Annotated in this window: 12 protein-coding genes; 7 read left to right on the top strand and 5 right to left on the bottom strand. The window is 51.2% G+C overall.

Annotation, left to right across the window (positions count from 1 at the left end; translation table 11 throughout):
- Positions 1-142: 142 nt before the first annotated feature.
- From uhpT to apbE, 3 genes are all read left to right on the top strand, one after another.
- Positions 143-1,534: a hexose-6-phosphate:phosphate antiporter UhpT gene (uhpT, locus tag FGI04_RS15810; RefSeq protein WP_407320885.1), complete on the top strand. Its 1,392-nt coding sequence runs from the start codon at positions 143-145 to the stop codon at positions 1,532-1,534.
- Positions 1,535-1,796: 262 nt separating this feature from the next.
- Entirely contained in the window at positions 1,797-2,273 is a 477-nt protein-coding gene (gene spy / locus FGI04_RS15805) for an ATP-independent periplasmic protein-refolding chaperone Spy (protein ID WP_342698714.1), read from the top strand.
- Positions 2,274-2,516: 243 nt separating this feature from the next.
- Entirely contained in the window at positions 2,517-3,566 is a 1,050-nt protein-coding gene (apbE, locus tag FGI04_RS15800) for an FAD:protein FMN transferase ApbE (RefSeq protein ID WP_342698713.1), read from the top strand.
- A 74-nt stretch (positions 3,567-3,640) separates the two neighbouring features.
- On the opposite strand, the gene FGI04_RS15795 is transcribed toward apbE, so the two are convergent.
- Entirely contained in the window at positions 3,641-5,326 is a 1,686-nt protein-coding gene (locus tag FGI04_RS15795; protein WP_407336967.1) for a 2-isopropylmalate synthase, read from the bottom strand.
- A gap of 280 nt (positions 5,327-5,606) precedes the next feature.
- Here FGI04_RS15795 and FGI04_RS15790 point away from each other — a divergent pair, with 280 nt between their 5' ends.
- The 4 genes from FGI04_RS15790 (at position 5,607) to FGI04_RS15775 (ending at position 13,037) form a co-directional block, all read left to right on the top strand.
- Positions 5,607-6,410 (top strand): AraC family transcriptional regulator, encoded by an 804-nt coding sequence (locus FGI04_RS15790; RefSeq protein WP_342698711.1) that lies wholly within the window; start codon positions 5,607-5,609, stop codon positions 6,408-6,410.
- Between the two features lie 579 nt (positions 6,411-6,989).
- Positions 6,990-9,767, top strand: coding sequence for an NADH-dependent fumarate reductase (locus tag FGI04_RS15785; RefSeq protein WP_407336966.1), 2,778 nt, complete (start codon positions 6,990-6,992; stop codon positions 9,765-9,767).
- 90 nt (positions 9,768-9,857) lie between these two features.
- Positions 9,858-10,838 (top strand): FAD:protein FMN transferase, encoded by a 981-nt coding sequence (locus FGI04_RS15780; RefSeq protein ID WP_407320889.1) that lies wholly within the window; start codon positions 9,858-9,860, stop codon positions 10,836-10,838.
- Between the two features lie 552 nt (positions 10,839-11,390).
- Positions 11,391-13,037, top strand: a complete 1,647-nt coding sequence (locus FGI04_RS15775; RefSeq protein WP_407336965.1) for a methyl-accepting chemotaxis protein — start codon at positions 11,391-11,393, stop codon at positions 13,035-13,037.
- Between the two features lie 53 nt (positions 13,038-13,090).
- On the opposite strand, the gene FGI04_RS15770 is transcribed toward FGI04_RS15775, so the two are convergent.
- From FGI04_RS15770 to FGI04_RS15755, 4 genes are all read right to left on the bottom strand, one after another.
- Positions 13,091-13,621 carry a GNAT family N-acetyltransferase gene (locus FGI04_RS15770; protein ID WP_407274514.1) on the bottom strand — a complete coding sequence of 177 codons (531 nt, stop codon included), beginning with the start codon at positions 13,619-13,621 and terminating at the stop codon, positions 13,091-13,093.
- 352 nt (positions 13,622-13,973) lie between these two features.
- On the bottom strand, positions 13,974-14,357 hold the full coding sequence (locus FGI04_RS15765) for a hypothetical protein (protein WP_342698706.1): 384 nt from the start codon (positions 14,355-14,357) through the stop codon (positions 13,974-13,976).
- Positions 14,358-14,518: 161 nt separating this feature from the next.
- Entirely contained in the window at positions 14,519-15,178 is a 660-nt protein-coding gene (locus FGI04_RS15760; RefSeq protein WP_342698705.1) for a RhiA family protein, read from the bottom strand.
- Between the two features lie 225 nt (positions 15,179-15,403).
- Complete coding sequence (locus FGI04_RS15755) at positions 15,404-16,033, bottom strand: RhiA family protein (protein WP_023638891.1); 630 nt, start codon at positions 16,031-16,033, stop codon at positions 15,404-15,406.
- Positions 16,034-16,414 lie beyond the last annotated feature (381 nt).

Genomic DNA, 16,414 nt, shown 5'->3' with positions numbered 1-16,414 from the left:
ACCGGCAAAAACCGGGAAAATTTCCTAGTTTAAGCAGGACGTTCCCTCAAGCCCGTGGTGTCAGGGCTTCTTACAATGTGGGCGAAAAGATCACTGCGGGTCGCAAGGCCGCAGGCTATCCCGTCCCGTAAGAGGAAACATCATGCTTAACTTTTTAACCCAGGTGCGTCGCCCGACGCTGGAGCTGCCGCTCGATGTGCGGCGAAAAATGTGGTTTAAGCCGTTCATGCAGTCCTATCTGGTGGTATTTATCGGCTACCTGACCATGTATTTGATCCGGAAAAACTTTAACATCGCCCAAAATGACATGATCGGCACCTATGGGCTGAGCATGACGCAGCTTGGCATGATTGGTCTGGGTTTTTCGATAACCTACGGTGTGGGTAAAACGCTGGTGTCCTATTACGCCGACGGTAAAAACACCAAGCAGTTTCTGCCGTTTATGCTGATCCTGTCGGCGATTTGCATGCTCGGTTTCAGTGCCAGTATGGGGACCGGTTCCGTCAGCCTGTTTTTGATGATCGCGTTTTATGCGTTGAGTGGGTTCTTTCAGAGTACCGGCGGGTCATGCAGCTATTCCACGATTACCAAGTGGACGCCACGTCGCAAGCGCGGCACCTATCTGGGGCTGTGGAATATTTCCCATAACCTCGGCGGTGCGGGGGCGGCGGGTGTCGCTCTGTTCGGCGCTAACTATCTGTTCGACGGCCATGTCATCGGTATGTTTATTTTCCCGTCCATCATCGCCTTGGTTGTCGGCTTTATTGGTCTGCGGTTTGGCAGTGACTCACCGGAATCCTATGGCCTGGGAAAAGCGGAGGAACTGTTTGACGAGGCTATCTCTGAAGAAGATAAAGAAGCCGAAGACGGCACCATGACCAAATGGCAGATCTTCGTCGAGTACGTGCTGAAAAATAAAGTGATTTGGCTGCTGTGTTTCTCCAACATCTTCCTGTACGTGGTGCGTATCGGCATTGACCAGTGGTCCACGGTGTATGCCTATCAGGAACTGAAGTTACCGAAAGCTGTCGCCATTCAGGGTTTTACCCTGTTTGAAGCCGGTGCGCTGGTAGGGACGCTATTGTGGGGCTGGCTGTCGGATTTGGCGAACGGTCGCCGTGGGTTGGTCGCCTGCATCGCGCTGGCGCTGATCATCGTTACATTGGGGGTCTATCAGCACGCCAGCAACCAATATGTTTACCTGTCGTCGCTGTTTGCGCTGGGCTTTCTGGTATTCGGCCCGCAGTTGCTGATTGGTGTGGCCGCGGTGGGTTTTGTACCGAAGAAAGCCATCGGAGCCGCGGATGGTATTAAAGGCACCTTCGCCTATCTGATTGGCGACAGTTTCGCCAAGCTGGGGTTAGGCATGATAGCCGATGGCACCCCGATTTTCGGGCTGACCGGCTGGGCGGGGACGTTTGCCGCGCTGGATGCCGCCGCTATCGGCTGCATCTGCCTGATGGCGATGGTCGCGGTGATGGAAGAGCGCAAAATTCGCCGCGAAAAGCAGTTGCGTCAGACGCAAACCGCCTGATAAACATCGCGTAATCAGGCGTTCACGAAAAGGCGGGGTGATTAACCACCCCGCCTTTTTCTCATTCTGGCGTGTTGCTTACGCAATACTTCCGCTTTCTCCACAGTTGGCGCAATTGTGAATATCTCCCTTGCAAACCTTTACCCTGACACCCGGTTAATTGAATTTCACCGACCTATACTGCATCGCAAAGGTTGATGAATTACAGGTTGACGCACTGTGGTGTGTTGATAATTAAAACCGTAACGTGAAGGAAGGTCTTATGTCTAAATTAACCGTGATTATGATTGCCTCTGCACTGGCGCTGAGTAGCGCCGGGTTCGCCCACGCTCAGGATAACACCACCCCGCCGGATCAGGGTGGACGTATGATGAAACATCATGACGGCGCGCGTGGCGAACACGGCATGGAGGAAAACATGATGTTTAAAGGGCTGAACCTGACCGATGAGCAGCGTCAGAAAATGCGCGACATTATGGCTAATGCGAAAAAGGATCGTGAGCGTCCTTCAGCGGAGCAACGTGCGCAATGGCACAGCCTGATTGCTTCTGACAGCTTTGATAAAACCAAAGCGGAAGCGGTGGTCAATAACATGGTTGAAGCCAACAAAGCCCACATGCTGACCCGTCTGGAGATTCAGAACAAAATGTACAACGTGCTGACGCCAGACCAGAAAAAGCAGTTTAACGACAATTTTGCCAGACACCAGCAGGAGCCTGCTGCACCTAAAGCGCCGTAATCACGGTAACCGGCTGTCATCGAAACGCGCCCTGGTGCGCGTTTCTTTTTTTGTGGCGGACAAGGGGGGTCAGTGGAAGACACAAGGCTCAGGTCGTAAAGCGGGCGGATGATTTTGTCAGGCTGAAAGCATGATGTTGCGCCGATCTCTTGCGTTCAGACAGGTTTTTTCCCATCAGCACTTTTCAATCCGTCTATCTTGCTCTATCAATAGCGCGTCATTGTGATTCAAGGAGTGCTGTTCATGGCGTCTTTCGCCCTAAAATCCGTTCTCTTTCTCGGTATTCTTGGCGTGCTGAGCGCCTGTAAACCGCAATCATCCACCGAAAATTCGCGCCCGTTTACCACCTTTGAAGGTAAAACCATGGGCACGTTCTACAGCGTGAAGATAAGCGGGGCGTTGCCGGAAAGCAGCCAGCAGTTGCAACAGGAGATCGACACGTTGCTGGAGCAGGCGAACAACGAGATCTCTACATACCGTAGTGATTCGGTACTATCCCGTTTTAACCGCTACGCCGGGACAGACCCGCAGCCCATCAGTAACGGTATGGCGGATATTATTCTGACCGCACAACGTATCGGCCGGGCAACCGGTGGGGCGATGGATATCACGGTGGGGCCGCTGGTTAATCTGTGGGGGTTCGGGCCGCAGAAGCAACCGACCAGGGTTCCCAGCCAGCAACAGATTGATGAAGCACGGCATAAAGTGGGGTTAAACCACCTGCGTCTGATCAGTGATAATCAGGGAGAATGGTTGCAAAAAGATCTGCCCGACATGTATGTGGATCTCTCCACGCTGGGTGAGGGATACGGCGCTGAATTACTGGCACAATTGATGACCCGCAAAGGTATCACCAATTATCTGGTGTCGGTCGGCGGCGCGATTTCCAGTCGAGGTGTCAACGGGCAGGGGCAACCCTGGCGGGTCGCGATTCAGAAACCCACCGATAAAGAAAACGCCATGCAGGCAGCGGTTGACTTGCAAGGCTACGGTATCAGCACCTCCGGCAGTTATCGCAATTATTTCGAGCAGGATGGCAAACGCTATTCTCATGTGATCGATCCGGCCACGGGGCGGCCGATTACCCATCAGTTGGTTTCCGCCACCGTGATTGCCAGAACAGCGCTGGAAGCCGATGGCTGGGATACCGGGTTGATGGTGCTGGGTACGGAAAAAGCGTTGAAGCTGGCGGAACAGCAGGGACTGGCGGTTTACCTGATTACCAAAACCGATAAAGGATTTGAGGCGGTGATGACCCCGCAATTCAAGGCGTTTTTGTTACCGACACCATAAGGCTTGTCGATAGGTGCATGTTTAAACACTGGTAAAGACCACATAGGGGGTACCCTACGTGGTCTCGGTACTCGTCAGCCAACTGTCGCCATGTCCGCAGAGAAGCGGGCTGCTGCGCTCAGGACTGCCAGAATCGACGCGGTAGTGATGTTCGTATGCCGGCCTACGCCAAAACGTGAGCCGGGTACACCGGGTATCGCCGCCTCGACAATCGCCAGTGCTACCGCATTAGAGCCCGCGCCCAGGCTGCGTTCTTCATAGCTGTCTATGCGTAGCGGTAAGCCCAGCGCTGCCACCGTCGCGGCAATCGGGCCGTTACCTGTTCCCTCGACAGTCCTGACGTTGCTATTTGCATGAATAAGTTCCAGTGCGATACCTTGTCCGTCGGCATGATCGAACAGGCGGTGGTTGCGATAGATGAAGCCGGATTGTTCTCGCATCGGAACAAGGTATGTGCGCTCGAACAGCGCCCAAATTTGCTCACTGGCCAGTTCAGTTTCGCTGGCGTCGGCCAGCGCTTGTACGATAGCGCTGAACTCTACCTGCATTCGACGCGGCATGATGATGCCGTGGTCGCGTTGTAGCAAGAACGCGATACCGCCTTTCCCCGACTGGCTATTGACGCGCACGATGCTGTCGTAAGTACGTCCGAGGTCTTTGGGGTCAATCGGCAGATACGGCACGCACCACGCCCCGTCGGCCTGTTGTGAGTATTGTGCGGCGAAGCCTTTGGCGATCGCATCCTGATGCGAGCCGGAGAAGGCCGTGAAGACCAGGTCACCCACATACGGGTGACGCGGGTGAATGGGCAGCGCGGTACATTCCTCGGCGACACGGGCAACCGCCGCAATGTCAGAGAAATCCAACCCCGGCGCAATACCCTGCGTATACAGGTTCAACGCTAGCGTGACGATATCGACGTTGCCGCTACGCTCGCCATTGCCAAACAGACAACCTTCGACACGCTGTGCACCGGCCAGCAGAGCCTGTTCGGCACAGGCAACGCCCGTCCCCCTGTCGTTGTGTGGATGCACCGACAGCACAATGTGCTCGCGCCGTGCCAGCCGCCGATCCATCCATTCGATTTGGTCGGCGAAGACGTTAGGCGTAGAAACTTCAACCGTGGTTGGCAGATTGATGATCATCGTTCGCTGTGGGCCGGCATCCCAGGCGTGAATGGCGGCGTTGCAGACGGACAGTGAAACGTCCAGCTCGGCCATGCAGAAGGTTTCGGGTGAGTATTGCAAGACCCACTCGGTTTCCGGGTGCGCTGCCGTTAGCCGTTTGAACAGCGCAATGTGGTGTTCCACCATGTCGATAATCTGCGGCACGCTCATGCCGAACACGATTTCGCGCCAGACGGGCGCAATGGCATTGTATAAATGTACGATGACACGCCGTGCGCCAGCCACGCTGCGTACCGTTTCGGCGATCAGGTCCTCGCGCAATTGCGTCATGACCATTGGGGTGACGTCTTCGGGAATCTGGTCTGTGTCAATCAGGTGGCGCACTATCTCGAAATCCGTACGCGAGGCGGCGGGAAAGCCCACTTCAATTTCCTTGAAACCAAGGCGTACCAGTTCATGGAACAAGCGCAGCTTGCGCTCGCGGTTCATGGGTTCAAACAGCGCCTGATTACCATCACGTAAGTCGGTGGACAACCAGATGGGGGCTTGTGTCAGGGTACGTGACGGCCATTGACGATCGACAAGATTGACCAGCGGGGCAGGACGGTATTTCTGGGAAGGATCGATCAGCATGCAAAACACTCCAAAGGAATCGTGGATACCCGACTCCCCTGGCCTGGGACAAGCTGATGACGGTCGGGGTCAGGGGGAATCAGGATGGGTCATGGCACGAACACGCGCGCGCCGACCCCGACCGGAAATCAGCGGTAGTAGTCGTTGCGAGAGGGCAAGTGTAGTCATGAGAGCGATAGACCCTGTAGAGTGATTTACCACCGATTCTAGGCCTTGCATGTTTAGTCCATCTACATAAAAATAGACAGATCCTTTATCGATTTGGACAAAATACACTGACATGGGCTTCTCTTCTCCCCAAGACGGCGGTCATGCGCTTGATCTGAGCGCTGACGAAGCCTGTGGTCTGCCAGTATTTGGTGTCGCCGTGCATTACCCTGCAGGCCATGTCGTGCCTTTGCATCAGCATCCGTATGGTCATGTGATCTATGCGGATCGCGGCCTGTTGCGTGTGGAAGCCGAAAGTGGTCAGTGGCTGGTGCCGCCCACGGCGGCAGTCTGGTTGCGGCCGGGGGTAGCACACCGGTTGGTTGCCCCCGTGTCGCTGCAAGCATGCGGTTTGTTCGTGCGTGAGGAGGTTGTCGATCGCCTGCCGGCGGTCGACTGTGTTGTGCATGTCTCGGGTCTGCTGCGTGAGTTGATTATGGCGTTGAGCCGGGTCGACGGCCCAAGCGCGTCTTCCCGGCGCATGCGTCTGCTCGGTGCGCTGCTGGTCGAAGAACTGCATACCCAGCCAGTTCTTCCACTGCATTTACCGTGGCCGATGGGGGAGAGCAACCCGATGCTGCGTGTGTGCCAAACGCTGTTGGACAACCCCGGCGATGCCGCTACCGCTACGCAGTGGGCTGACTTGCTGGCAATGGGCGAGAAGACCTTTCATCGGCGCTTTCTCCACTCGACTGGCATGACCTTCGGCAGATGGCGTCAGCAACTGCGGTTAATGTCATCACTCACGCTATTGATGCAAGGAATACCGATCACCCAGGTGGCGTTGGCGAGTGGCTACGACAGTCACAGTGCTTACAGTACGGCATTTAGCAAACAATTCGGACAGTCACCTTCCGTATTTGTCGCCACCAGATAGAACCGCTAGCCTTCGATGGATCGTTGAGCAAAGTGTCACGACAGCGTCGGCGTTTTATTGCGGGAACAGGACAGATAAAATAAAGCGTCGAAATACGAATCGTCATGATTTCACGCTAATCCCCATGAGCGGGTTTTTATTTTATGGTTCATTATTATGAACCGGTGTTTTATTTATTAGAGGCGATTTGTCATATTTTTCCCTGGTGTTAAACCTGCCGTTACCGCTTTCGAAAACCCTGTTCTCGTACCATCCTTATGCTTAGCGACAACGCCGCCTTCTGGCTCATGATGCCTTCGTCAGCCCCTTGCTGCCTCGTGCCATCGTTTTCTTGCTCAGGTAAATAAAGCGTTACCTTATTTAAAATAAATGTGAATAACTTATTTTCCCTTTTACCACGCTTTAAACAACACGATGACATAATAGTGGTTTATTAGTTAATTAACTAAATTGATTATTTAGAAACTAAAAAGCCAATCATATTAACGCTATGACATCGGCCCATTAAGCAAAACCAAAAACAATAAACCGATAACCCATTCAAAGCCTATAAAACATTGGTAATTTATGGAGTCTCTTATGAGCGTTAATAACCAGGTATTCAGACCGTTTACCTTGCCTAACGGCGTCGAGCTTAAAAATCGTCTGCTGATGGCACCGATGACCACCTGTACCGGCTTTTATGACGGCACCGTCACCAGGGAGCTGGTGGAGTATTATCAGGTGCGTGCCGGTAGTATCGGAGCGGTGATTGTGGAGTGCTGCTTTATCGATGATAAAGGTCTGGCATTTCCGGGCGCCATCGGTATCGACCACGACAATAAAATCGCCGGGCTTGCAAAAATCGCCTCTGCCATCAAGGAGAAAGGCTCAAAAGCCATTTTGCAAATCTACCACGGTGGTCGCATGGTGGAGCCGAAACTGATTGGCGGGCGTTCACCGGTTGGGCCCAGTGCGGTGGCTGCACCGCGTGACGGCGCAGCGGTGCCGCTGGCGCTCACGGGCGAGGAAGTCGAGGCGATGATCGCCAAATTTGGCGAAGGGGTACGCCGTGCGATTGAAGCGGGTTTTGACGGCGTGGAAATCCACGGCGCCAATACTTATCTGATTCAGCAGTTTTACTCCCCGAACTCCAACCAGCGTACAGATGAATGGGGTGGCAGCCGCGACAACCGAGCCAGATTTCCGCTTGCGGTGCTGGATATCACCTACAAGATGGCACGCCAGTACGCAGACGCTTCTTTCATCATCGGCTATCGCTTTTCACCGGAAGAAATCGAAGAGCCGGGCATCCGCTTTGACGACACCCTGTACCTGTTGGAGAAACTGGCGGTACGCGGGCTGGATTATCTGCATTTCTCCATGGGGTATACCCTGCGTTCTTCCATCGTTGATACCACCGATCCAACCCCGCTGATTGGCAAATATGTCGCGATGCGTTCTGACACGCTGGCTAAAGTGCCGGTTATCGGCGTGGGCGGGGTGGTTAATCAGGCGGATGCCGATGCCGCGCTGGAGCATGGTTACGATCTGGTGGCGGTAGGAAAAGCCTGCATTGCCTACCCGGACTGGACCGATCGGCTCATCAGTCAGCAGAAGATCGACTTGTTTATCGACAGTACCCAGCGTGAAGCCCTCACTATTCCGGAGCCGTTGTGGCGCTTTTCTCTGGTGGAAGCGATGATCCGTGATATGAGTCTGGCGGCGAAAAAATTCAAAGCTGGTGTTTTTCAGGAAACCGTGCCGGATGATGCGGGTGAACTGGTTATCAACGTCAGCCTGGAAACGGACCGCATCGCGGATGTGACACTCATGCCCCATGCGCAGTTGCATACTGACTTTATTAGCAGCTTTGAGGTGATTCGCTCGCGAATTCTGGAGGCGAACAGCCCGCATGTGGATGCCGTTACCGGCGCGACGGTGCAAAGCGAAGCGGTGAAAAAAGCCGTCTCCAAGGCACTGGCCCGATCCTGCAAGGCGGCGATTGTGGAGGAAGGCGGCGACCCGGCGGAGATGCATTGCTATGACGTGGTGGTGATCGGCAGTGGTGGCGCAGGTCTGGCCGCAGCGATTCAGGCCAGTGATGACGGTGCCCGTGTGCTGATTGTCGAGAAGATGTCCAGCATCGGTGGCAACACCATCAAAGCGTCTGTCGGTATGAATGCAGCAGGCACGCGTTTCCAGAAAATGCGCGGTATTGTCGACGACAAGCAGCGTTTCTACGAGGAGACCCTGAAAGGCGGTAGACAAAAAAATAACCCCGATTTGCTGAAACGATTCGTCGATGGTGCGCCGATGGCGATCGACTGGCTGGCAGAGCGTGGTATCGAACTGAACGACATTACTATTACTGGCGGCATGAGCGTGGATCGCACCCACCGACCGGCAGATGGCTCGGCGGTTGGCGGTTTCCTGATCAGTGGGCTGGTCAAAAATATCAATAAGCGCAACATCGATGTCATGCTGGAAACCGCGGTTATCGACATCCTTCACGACGCCGGTGCGGTGACCGGGGTGCGTGTGCAGAGCGAAGACAACGAGCAACTGACCATCGCCACCAAAGGGGTGGTCGTTGCCACCGGCGGTTTCAGCGCCAATCGCGACATGGTACTGAAATACCGCCCGGATCTGGCTGGTTTTGTCACCACCAATCATAGCGGTGCGACTGGCTGTGGTATCGCCATTCTGGAGAAGGTCGGAGCGGATACGGTGGACCTGGGCGAGATCCAGATCCACCCCACGGTGGAGCAGAACACCTCTTATCTGATCTCGGAATCCATTCGTGGCGGCGGTGCGATTCTGGTGAATCAGCAGGGCCAGCGCTTCTTTAACGAAATGGAAACCCGTGACAAGGTGTCGGCGTCAATCATCGGTTTGCCGGAGAAATACGCTTATATCTTGTTTGATGAGCAGGTGAGGGCGAAAAACAAGGCAGCGGACGAGTATTTATCCCGTGGTTTTGTGGTGAGTGCGGCGTCTCCACGTGAACTGGCGGATAAACTGGCTATCGATGCTGATGCGCTACAGACGACACTGGAACGCTATAACCGGTTTGTTGAAAAACAGCATGACGACGATTTCGGCCGTCAAACCGCGTTGCGTCATCCTCTCAATCAGGGGCCGTTTTACGCTATTCGTATCGCACCCGGTGTACATCACACCATGGGGGGCGTGGTGATCAATACTGATACCGCTGTATTGGACCGCAAGAAACGGGTGATTCGGGGGGCTTTCGCTGCCGGTGAAGTCGTGGGCGGTATCCACGGTGGCAACCGCATCGGCGGGAACGCCATCGCCGATATCATTGTGTTTGGTATTCAGGCGGGCCGTAACGCCGCGACTTACGTGCGCATGTAAATACGGGATTCGTATTGGTCTGTCATACCAGCCTGCGTCAGCCCTCGCTGCTGACGCAGGCTCGATGTGTTCTTCTTCAGAGGTCCCACTATGCCGCCAGATGATCGGATTTATAGCTATTCCACCGTGCTGATGGGGTCGCCCATCCTGCTCAAGTTGTTTGAGCCAAATGAGCCACTGGCATTGTTGGTGTTTGGCCGCATTAAACAACTGGAAGATGTGTTGACCGTTAATCGGGATAACTCCGAGGTGATGGCTATCAATCAGGCGGCAGGGAAACACCCGGTTGTCGTCAGCCCGTGGTTATTTAATCTGATTACGCGTGCCAGAGACGTCAGCCTGCTGGAAGGCAGCTGTTTTAACGTCACCATCGGGCCGGTGGTGAAGCGCTGGAAAATCGGCTTTCGGGGCGAGGGCGTGCCGCCCGCTGATGAGGTGCGTACGTTACTGGCGCTGACCGACCCCCGCCATATCATTCTTGATGCCAAAGAGCGTTCGGTGTGGCTGGAAAAAGCAGGGATGGAAATCGATTTAGGGGCGATAGCGAAGGGCTACATTGCGGATGTCATCAGGCAATTCCTCTACCAGCACCACGTCTATCATGCGTTGATCAATCTGGGCGGGAATGTCCTGGCCATCGGCAGGCCGCAAAGCGCCCATCAGACCGCCTGGTCGGTGGGGTTACAAAAGCCATTTGGCGAGAATCATGAACTGCTTGGGCTGATTCAGGTGGTGAATAAGTCGATAGTGACATCCGGTATCTATGAACGCTATTTCACATTTGAGGGGCGCATTTATCACCATATCTTTGATCCCAAAACAGGTTATCCACTCGATAATGAAATATTGAGCGTCACACTCATCACTGATGCGTCTATTGATGGGGACATTTACACCACGCTGCTCTATGGCATGGGGGTAGAAAAAGGACTGGCTTATCTCTCGCAACGCCCAGATATTGATGCCATTTTTGTCACCAGAGATCAAAAAATAATTCTTTCATCACAACGGAACTTTGTATTTTTACCATTAGATACAAATTATATTGCAGTGGTGGCAAGGGATGAATAATGAAAATAAATTTAATGAATGGGGCGTTGTCAGGGTGTTCAAAATATTATCAACTATTAATTTAAATTAATAATGGCGTGAATAATTTCAATGGCATGATTGATTTCTGATTTAAATTATTTACTGGCTGGATAATCGATTTTTTAAATCGTCATGTGGTTTTATTTTCCTGATAGCAATGCAGATTATTCAGGCTGGCATTCAACTTTCCGATATCTAAATTCCCCTTTTTTACCCCTCTTATTGATTTTGTTTATCCTTGAAAATAGTCAGGCCTTTGCGTTGTGAGAAAATAATATTATTAAATATCAATGCGTTATTTTTGATTGTTGGTCTGGCGGCCTGTGGCGCGTAGTTGGGATGAGTTGTGTGCCACACGGCAGGATACTTTTTTATTAAATATCTTTGTGATAATGCTATTCACTCCGTACGTTATGTGTTTTTTAATTCCATCGTTTTCTGACGGGATGCTGAAACGCATAGGCTTGTATTCTGGTGTTTGTTTCATCCACCGGTTTCTATTTTGGATAATCAATAGTAAGACGGACTGTTATGAATAACATTAAAATTGGCACACGGCTTTGGATGGCATTGGGCTTCATGATGCTGCTGGTTATCATTATGGCATTGAGTAGTATCAGTCGCCTGCAATCTCTCGGCAATACGACCGTATCGATTACAGACAACATTTATGCCAACGTCGAAGCCGCCTCTTCAATCGGCTTCTTCACCGCCGATATGAGTCGGCTTGCTCGCAATATCATTCTGATGGATGACCCGGAAAGAAAAGCGGGTTTCTTACGCGATTACAATACAGAAAAAAACCAGATAAACGTGATGACAGAACTGCTGCGAAACCACGTTGAAACCGACAGAGGCAGAGAGATTTTTACGGCCATGCAACGTAACGGCGAGCAGTTCTTCCCGTTTATTGATGATGTCGTGGCGCTGGGTATGCAGGGTAAAAAAGAAGAGGCGACCCGGCTCCTCTTCGGCCCCCGCTATCAGAGCCAGACTAGCTACATGGCGGCATTAAAAGACATGGTGCAATTCCAGCGTAAAAGGATGAGCGACGGCGCAGCGCGGGTCATTAATGAGCGTGATAACGCAGTGATACTGCTAGCGGTGACCGCCGCTATTGCATTGCTCCTTGGGATATTCTTTGCGTGGGGGATTACCCGCAGTGTGACCCGTCCTTTACAGCAAGCGCTGTTGTCGGCGCAGCGAATCGCCCGGGGCGACTTGAGTGGCGAGGTGCCAACAGGGAGTCGGGATGAAACGGGCAGGTTGCTCAATGCGATTGGCGAGATGCAGGAATCCCTGACCCGCACCGTCAGCACAGTAAGAAGCAATGCTGAGAGCGTGGCATCGGCCAGCATGCAGATAGCACAGGGCAATAGCGATCTGTCACAACGCACCGAAGCGCAAGCCAGTGCGCTGGAACAGACGGCATCGACGATGAGTGAACTGGGTATTACGGTAAAAAATAACGCTGACAGCGCACGCGAGGCCAGACAACTGGCGGTAAACGTTCAGCGTGTCGCCCGGGAAGGGAGTGACGTCACGTCTGAGATAACCAGCACCATGCAATTGATAGACAGTAGCTCCAGACGCATTTCGGACATCACGACGGTTATCGATGGTATCGCCTTCCAGACCAATATTCTGGCGCTGAATGCCGCCGTGGAAGCAGCCCGTGCGGGAGAACACGGCAAAGGGTTCGCGGTTGTGGCAAGCGAAGTGCGAAGCCTGGCGCAGCGCAGCGCGACGGCGTCTGGTGAAATCCGGCAGTTGATCGCCTCCAATGTGGAAAACGTAGATCGTGGCAGCGAGCTGGTCAGCCGGGCCGGCGAAACCATGACCGGTATCGTGACCGCCGTAGGGCAACTGACGGACACGGTCGCGGAAATCAGCGTTGCCAGCGAAGAGCAGGCGCGGGGCATCGAGCAGGTTGGCGTGGCACTGACCGGGATGGATCAAACCACACAGCAGAACGCGGCGTTGGTTGAGGAGTCGGCTTCGGCTTCACAGAGTCTGCAAGAGCAGGCAACACAGCTTCTGCAGTCTGTATCGGTGTTCAATATTGGCACGTCTGCCGCACCGGTGTCGCTGGCACCGCCTTCCGTGGCCAGACTGGGTAAGCCGAAATCAGCGACAGCGCTACAGAGCACAGCAACAGAAGGCTGGACGCGTTTCTAATTCAACCTGAATCGCGTGAGCGGTGATGGCGCAAATGCTGCAGGTAAAAAATATCAGCGTTTGCGCCATTCATCCTGAGTCAGTGTAAACAGTAGGCTGGGCGGTCCACTGTCGACATCATGCAGTGTTCCGACACGCTTCATGCCTGCTTTGTTCAGGACATTCTGTGAGTCCTGATGATTTACCCTGACCACGGCTGAAATTTCGCTGACATCGATGTCATCAAATCCATAACGCAGAATACGGCGAGCAAACTCTGTTGCCAGCCCTTTTCCCCATGCCTGTGTCGCTAAACGATAACCAAGATTGTTGATAGTGATGTCAGCGAAAGTTTTGATGCTTAATCCGCCGAATCCAATAACCGTCAGCGGGTCATCACGCAACGTAATGGCTACGTTTCCAAATCCTCGCTCGTCCCAGTGGCTAAGCCAGCGAGCCAGCACGGTGCGGGTATACTCAATATCAGGATAAGGGCCAGCAGGGTTAAACAGGTTAGTTGCAGGATCGCCATAGATACGGAACAGACAATCCACATCGGATGGGGAAACCGGACGAAGGTACAACCGCTCTGTATAAAGCTCCATGATGAAACCGTTAGTCTGCGCAGGGTGTATAGGTTATAACCGATTTTAATCAGGCGAGGAAGGAAGCCGCGGTAGCGGAGCACATGTCGAATTTATGCTTGTGCATTTTGACTGTTGGGGGGGGGGGACTACATATAAGGCACGTTGATGCATGAAAGTGGCTGTGCCTGATTCTGTGTAACTGCCACCGTATATCTTCTAAAGTTTTTAGACCTCCATCTCTTACATCACTTACCCAATTATCGGCACCACTACCCAAAGGACAGGATATTACCGCCCGGATATTTCCGGACGGTAGACGGTAAATGAGATAATGCTTCCATCACCTGTCGTTCTAAAAAAGACAATGCGCTTACTGACAGTTTGGTGCGGCGGCGGTATTCGTGTTGGCAACCGCGTTGATGTTGGTGAACGCAGCTGCATTGTTGGAAGCCTGGAAACAGTAGTTATCATTGCCTTGTACGGCGTAGAAACACGAAACAACATTTGCCGGAATAGTAATATTATGCATGCCGTTAATACTGAAGACTGTCGCGGTTGCAGCGCGGGTTGCCGGGCTGTTAGGGTTTTTACGGAATGTAATCCCGGTATTGGGTGCCGCTACCGCAATGGCCGAATGATTTTGGCAATTGGCACTGAAAGGCAGGTCTACGGCAAAAGCTGGTGCAGACAAGGCAGCCAGCGAACTCAGAATAACGCCAGCGGTTAGGGAGCGTGAAAAATGTTTTATTTTCATAAAATATATATCCTTGTTTACCATGTAGAATAAACTGCAATAAATGCAGCGGCTCGTTTTAACAAATTAGGTTTCCCTTGTTCTCTTGCGGAAGAAGTCAGCGATAATTTTTTCATGGATAATGAATTGATTTTTTGTTAGCGTTTTTAATAAAAATCACCTTAATTAGCGATAAAATTTAGAGAGCCATCCAACGTATAAGCTAAGTTTTCTGCTCCTGAACCGAAGGGGATTTTAACTGGCTTGCCCATGCTATTTGCTGATGTATTTCTGGCATACATCGAATCCATAGCAGGCAGTACGACCCCTTGTTTAAAATTGGTGACAACCAAATAATATGACAATTTCGGTATCATAAAGTAATAATTCATATTAGGGCTGCCCTGCATTATTATCGCAGGCAGCTTATAGATAAAAAGAGCAATACCCATGGTCAGGGCATTCGAAACCGTAAAACTTGAATCGGTTGAGACTTTTAATTTGTCAGTAATATTATTGTCTGAATAGGGCACGCCAGAGAAAAAACCAGCATTGTTATAGCTAACGGGTAGCGCATTATTACCGACAACAACATTCGGAAATGCGGGTGTGGGATCTTGCCCTTGAGAAAATGCCACACCAATATCAATCTGTCCGCTGGTATTCCCCCAACCTAACCCATAATCGTTCTCAACCCATGAGAAGGTAGCATTTCCACTGTTATTGATCGGCTTCAACAACCAGACAAGTGAAAAACCACTATTGTCTGAAGAATCACCTATATATATGGCCACATTTTGTTGCTGGCCACTCTTATTAGTCACGGTTACTGAATAAGTCACAATAGGGTTCCTTATTAAGGCAAACTTAGGCGACAGTACTTTCTGTGTGATCGGGCGTTCATGATAGGGAGTAAAATCATAACAAACTGATTTCTATCAATGTGTGAAGCTCAGATCACCCTGTTATTTTTCAAAAAACCAACCCGTCGTTTCCTCCAGGTTGGTTTCTCAGACTACAGCTGTGAATAAAGTCGCTACAAATATCCTTTCGGGAAAACCACTTTATTAGAGCTGAACAAATTGCAACGTATCATTAAGCTCAAACTTCAATGAGGTTACTCCGTTAGCGAAGGAGAACTGCTTCGGGCTGCTAACAAAGGTTCCTGAAACAGCAACACCTATTTTTGAATCTGTTGTACAAATCCAATATGTCGGATGTGTATCAAACATGAAGTTCCCATTGGGTTTCCCCTGCATCGCGAATGCCGGTAGGGAATTCATATAAACAGCAAGACTCATTGCTTTGGATTGCGTGACAGTGAATGTTGAATCGGTTGTTACCAGCATGTTGCCGGAAGCAACATCCGGATTATTATATGCCGTCGGCTGTGTCTGGAACTGGCCATTAGTGTAGGTAACACCCATCGAGTTGTTTCCGCCACTTGCCGTAGGATTCATACTTTGGATCGGGCCGCCGGAACTCCAGAGAACACCCGGGGCCAATGGTTGTTCAGTTGTACCCCAGTTCAGCGCCCAGTCGATTGACCAGTTATAGCTGTTCGTATTGCCATCGTTGATCGTCTGCAGCAGCCATACTAATGGCAAACCGGTGACCAGATTAGGGTAAGTTTGATAGATAGCGACATTAGCAGCAGCGCCGCTAGAGTTTTTAACAGAAATAGAATATGAAGACATGGTGTTATATTCCCTTTCAGTATCTTTGAGTGATGTAAACCATATTTCACGCCAATTGACAGTGTTGTTTTGTTCAAGAACGAGATAAGTATTATCCGTTTTTAGAATTGTGCAAATGCTATCTTCCCGCCCTGGATGGGTTATAAAATCTCATCCTCACATAAAAAATTCGGATTATTTTTTTATTTTAAAGGTAAGGGGATTTTCTTTTATTATGCAATCAATGAGATAAGGTTTTTTTTGTCAAGTGATAATTATCAATATAAATAAAATATATAATATCTTAATTATTTTTCAAATCGTGCTATTTTCTATAATATATTGATTTATTTTAATAAATAAAAATAGATAATAATTTTTATTTTTAAATTACATTACTTG

This window comes from Dickeya ananatis, from assembly GCF_019464615.1.
In the GTDB taxonomy this organism is placed as follows: Bacteria; Pseudomonadota; Gammaproteobacteria; order Enterobacterales; family Enterobacteriaceae; genus Dickeya; species Dickeya oryzae.
The sequence above is the reverse complement of the archived record's forward strand: the minus strand, read 5'-3'. Positions and strand labels throughout refer to the sequence as shown.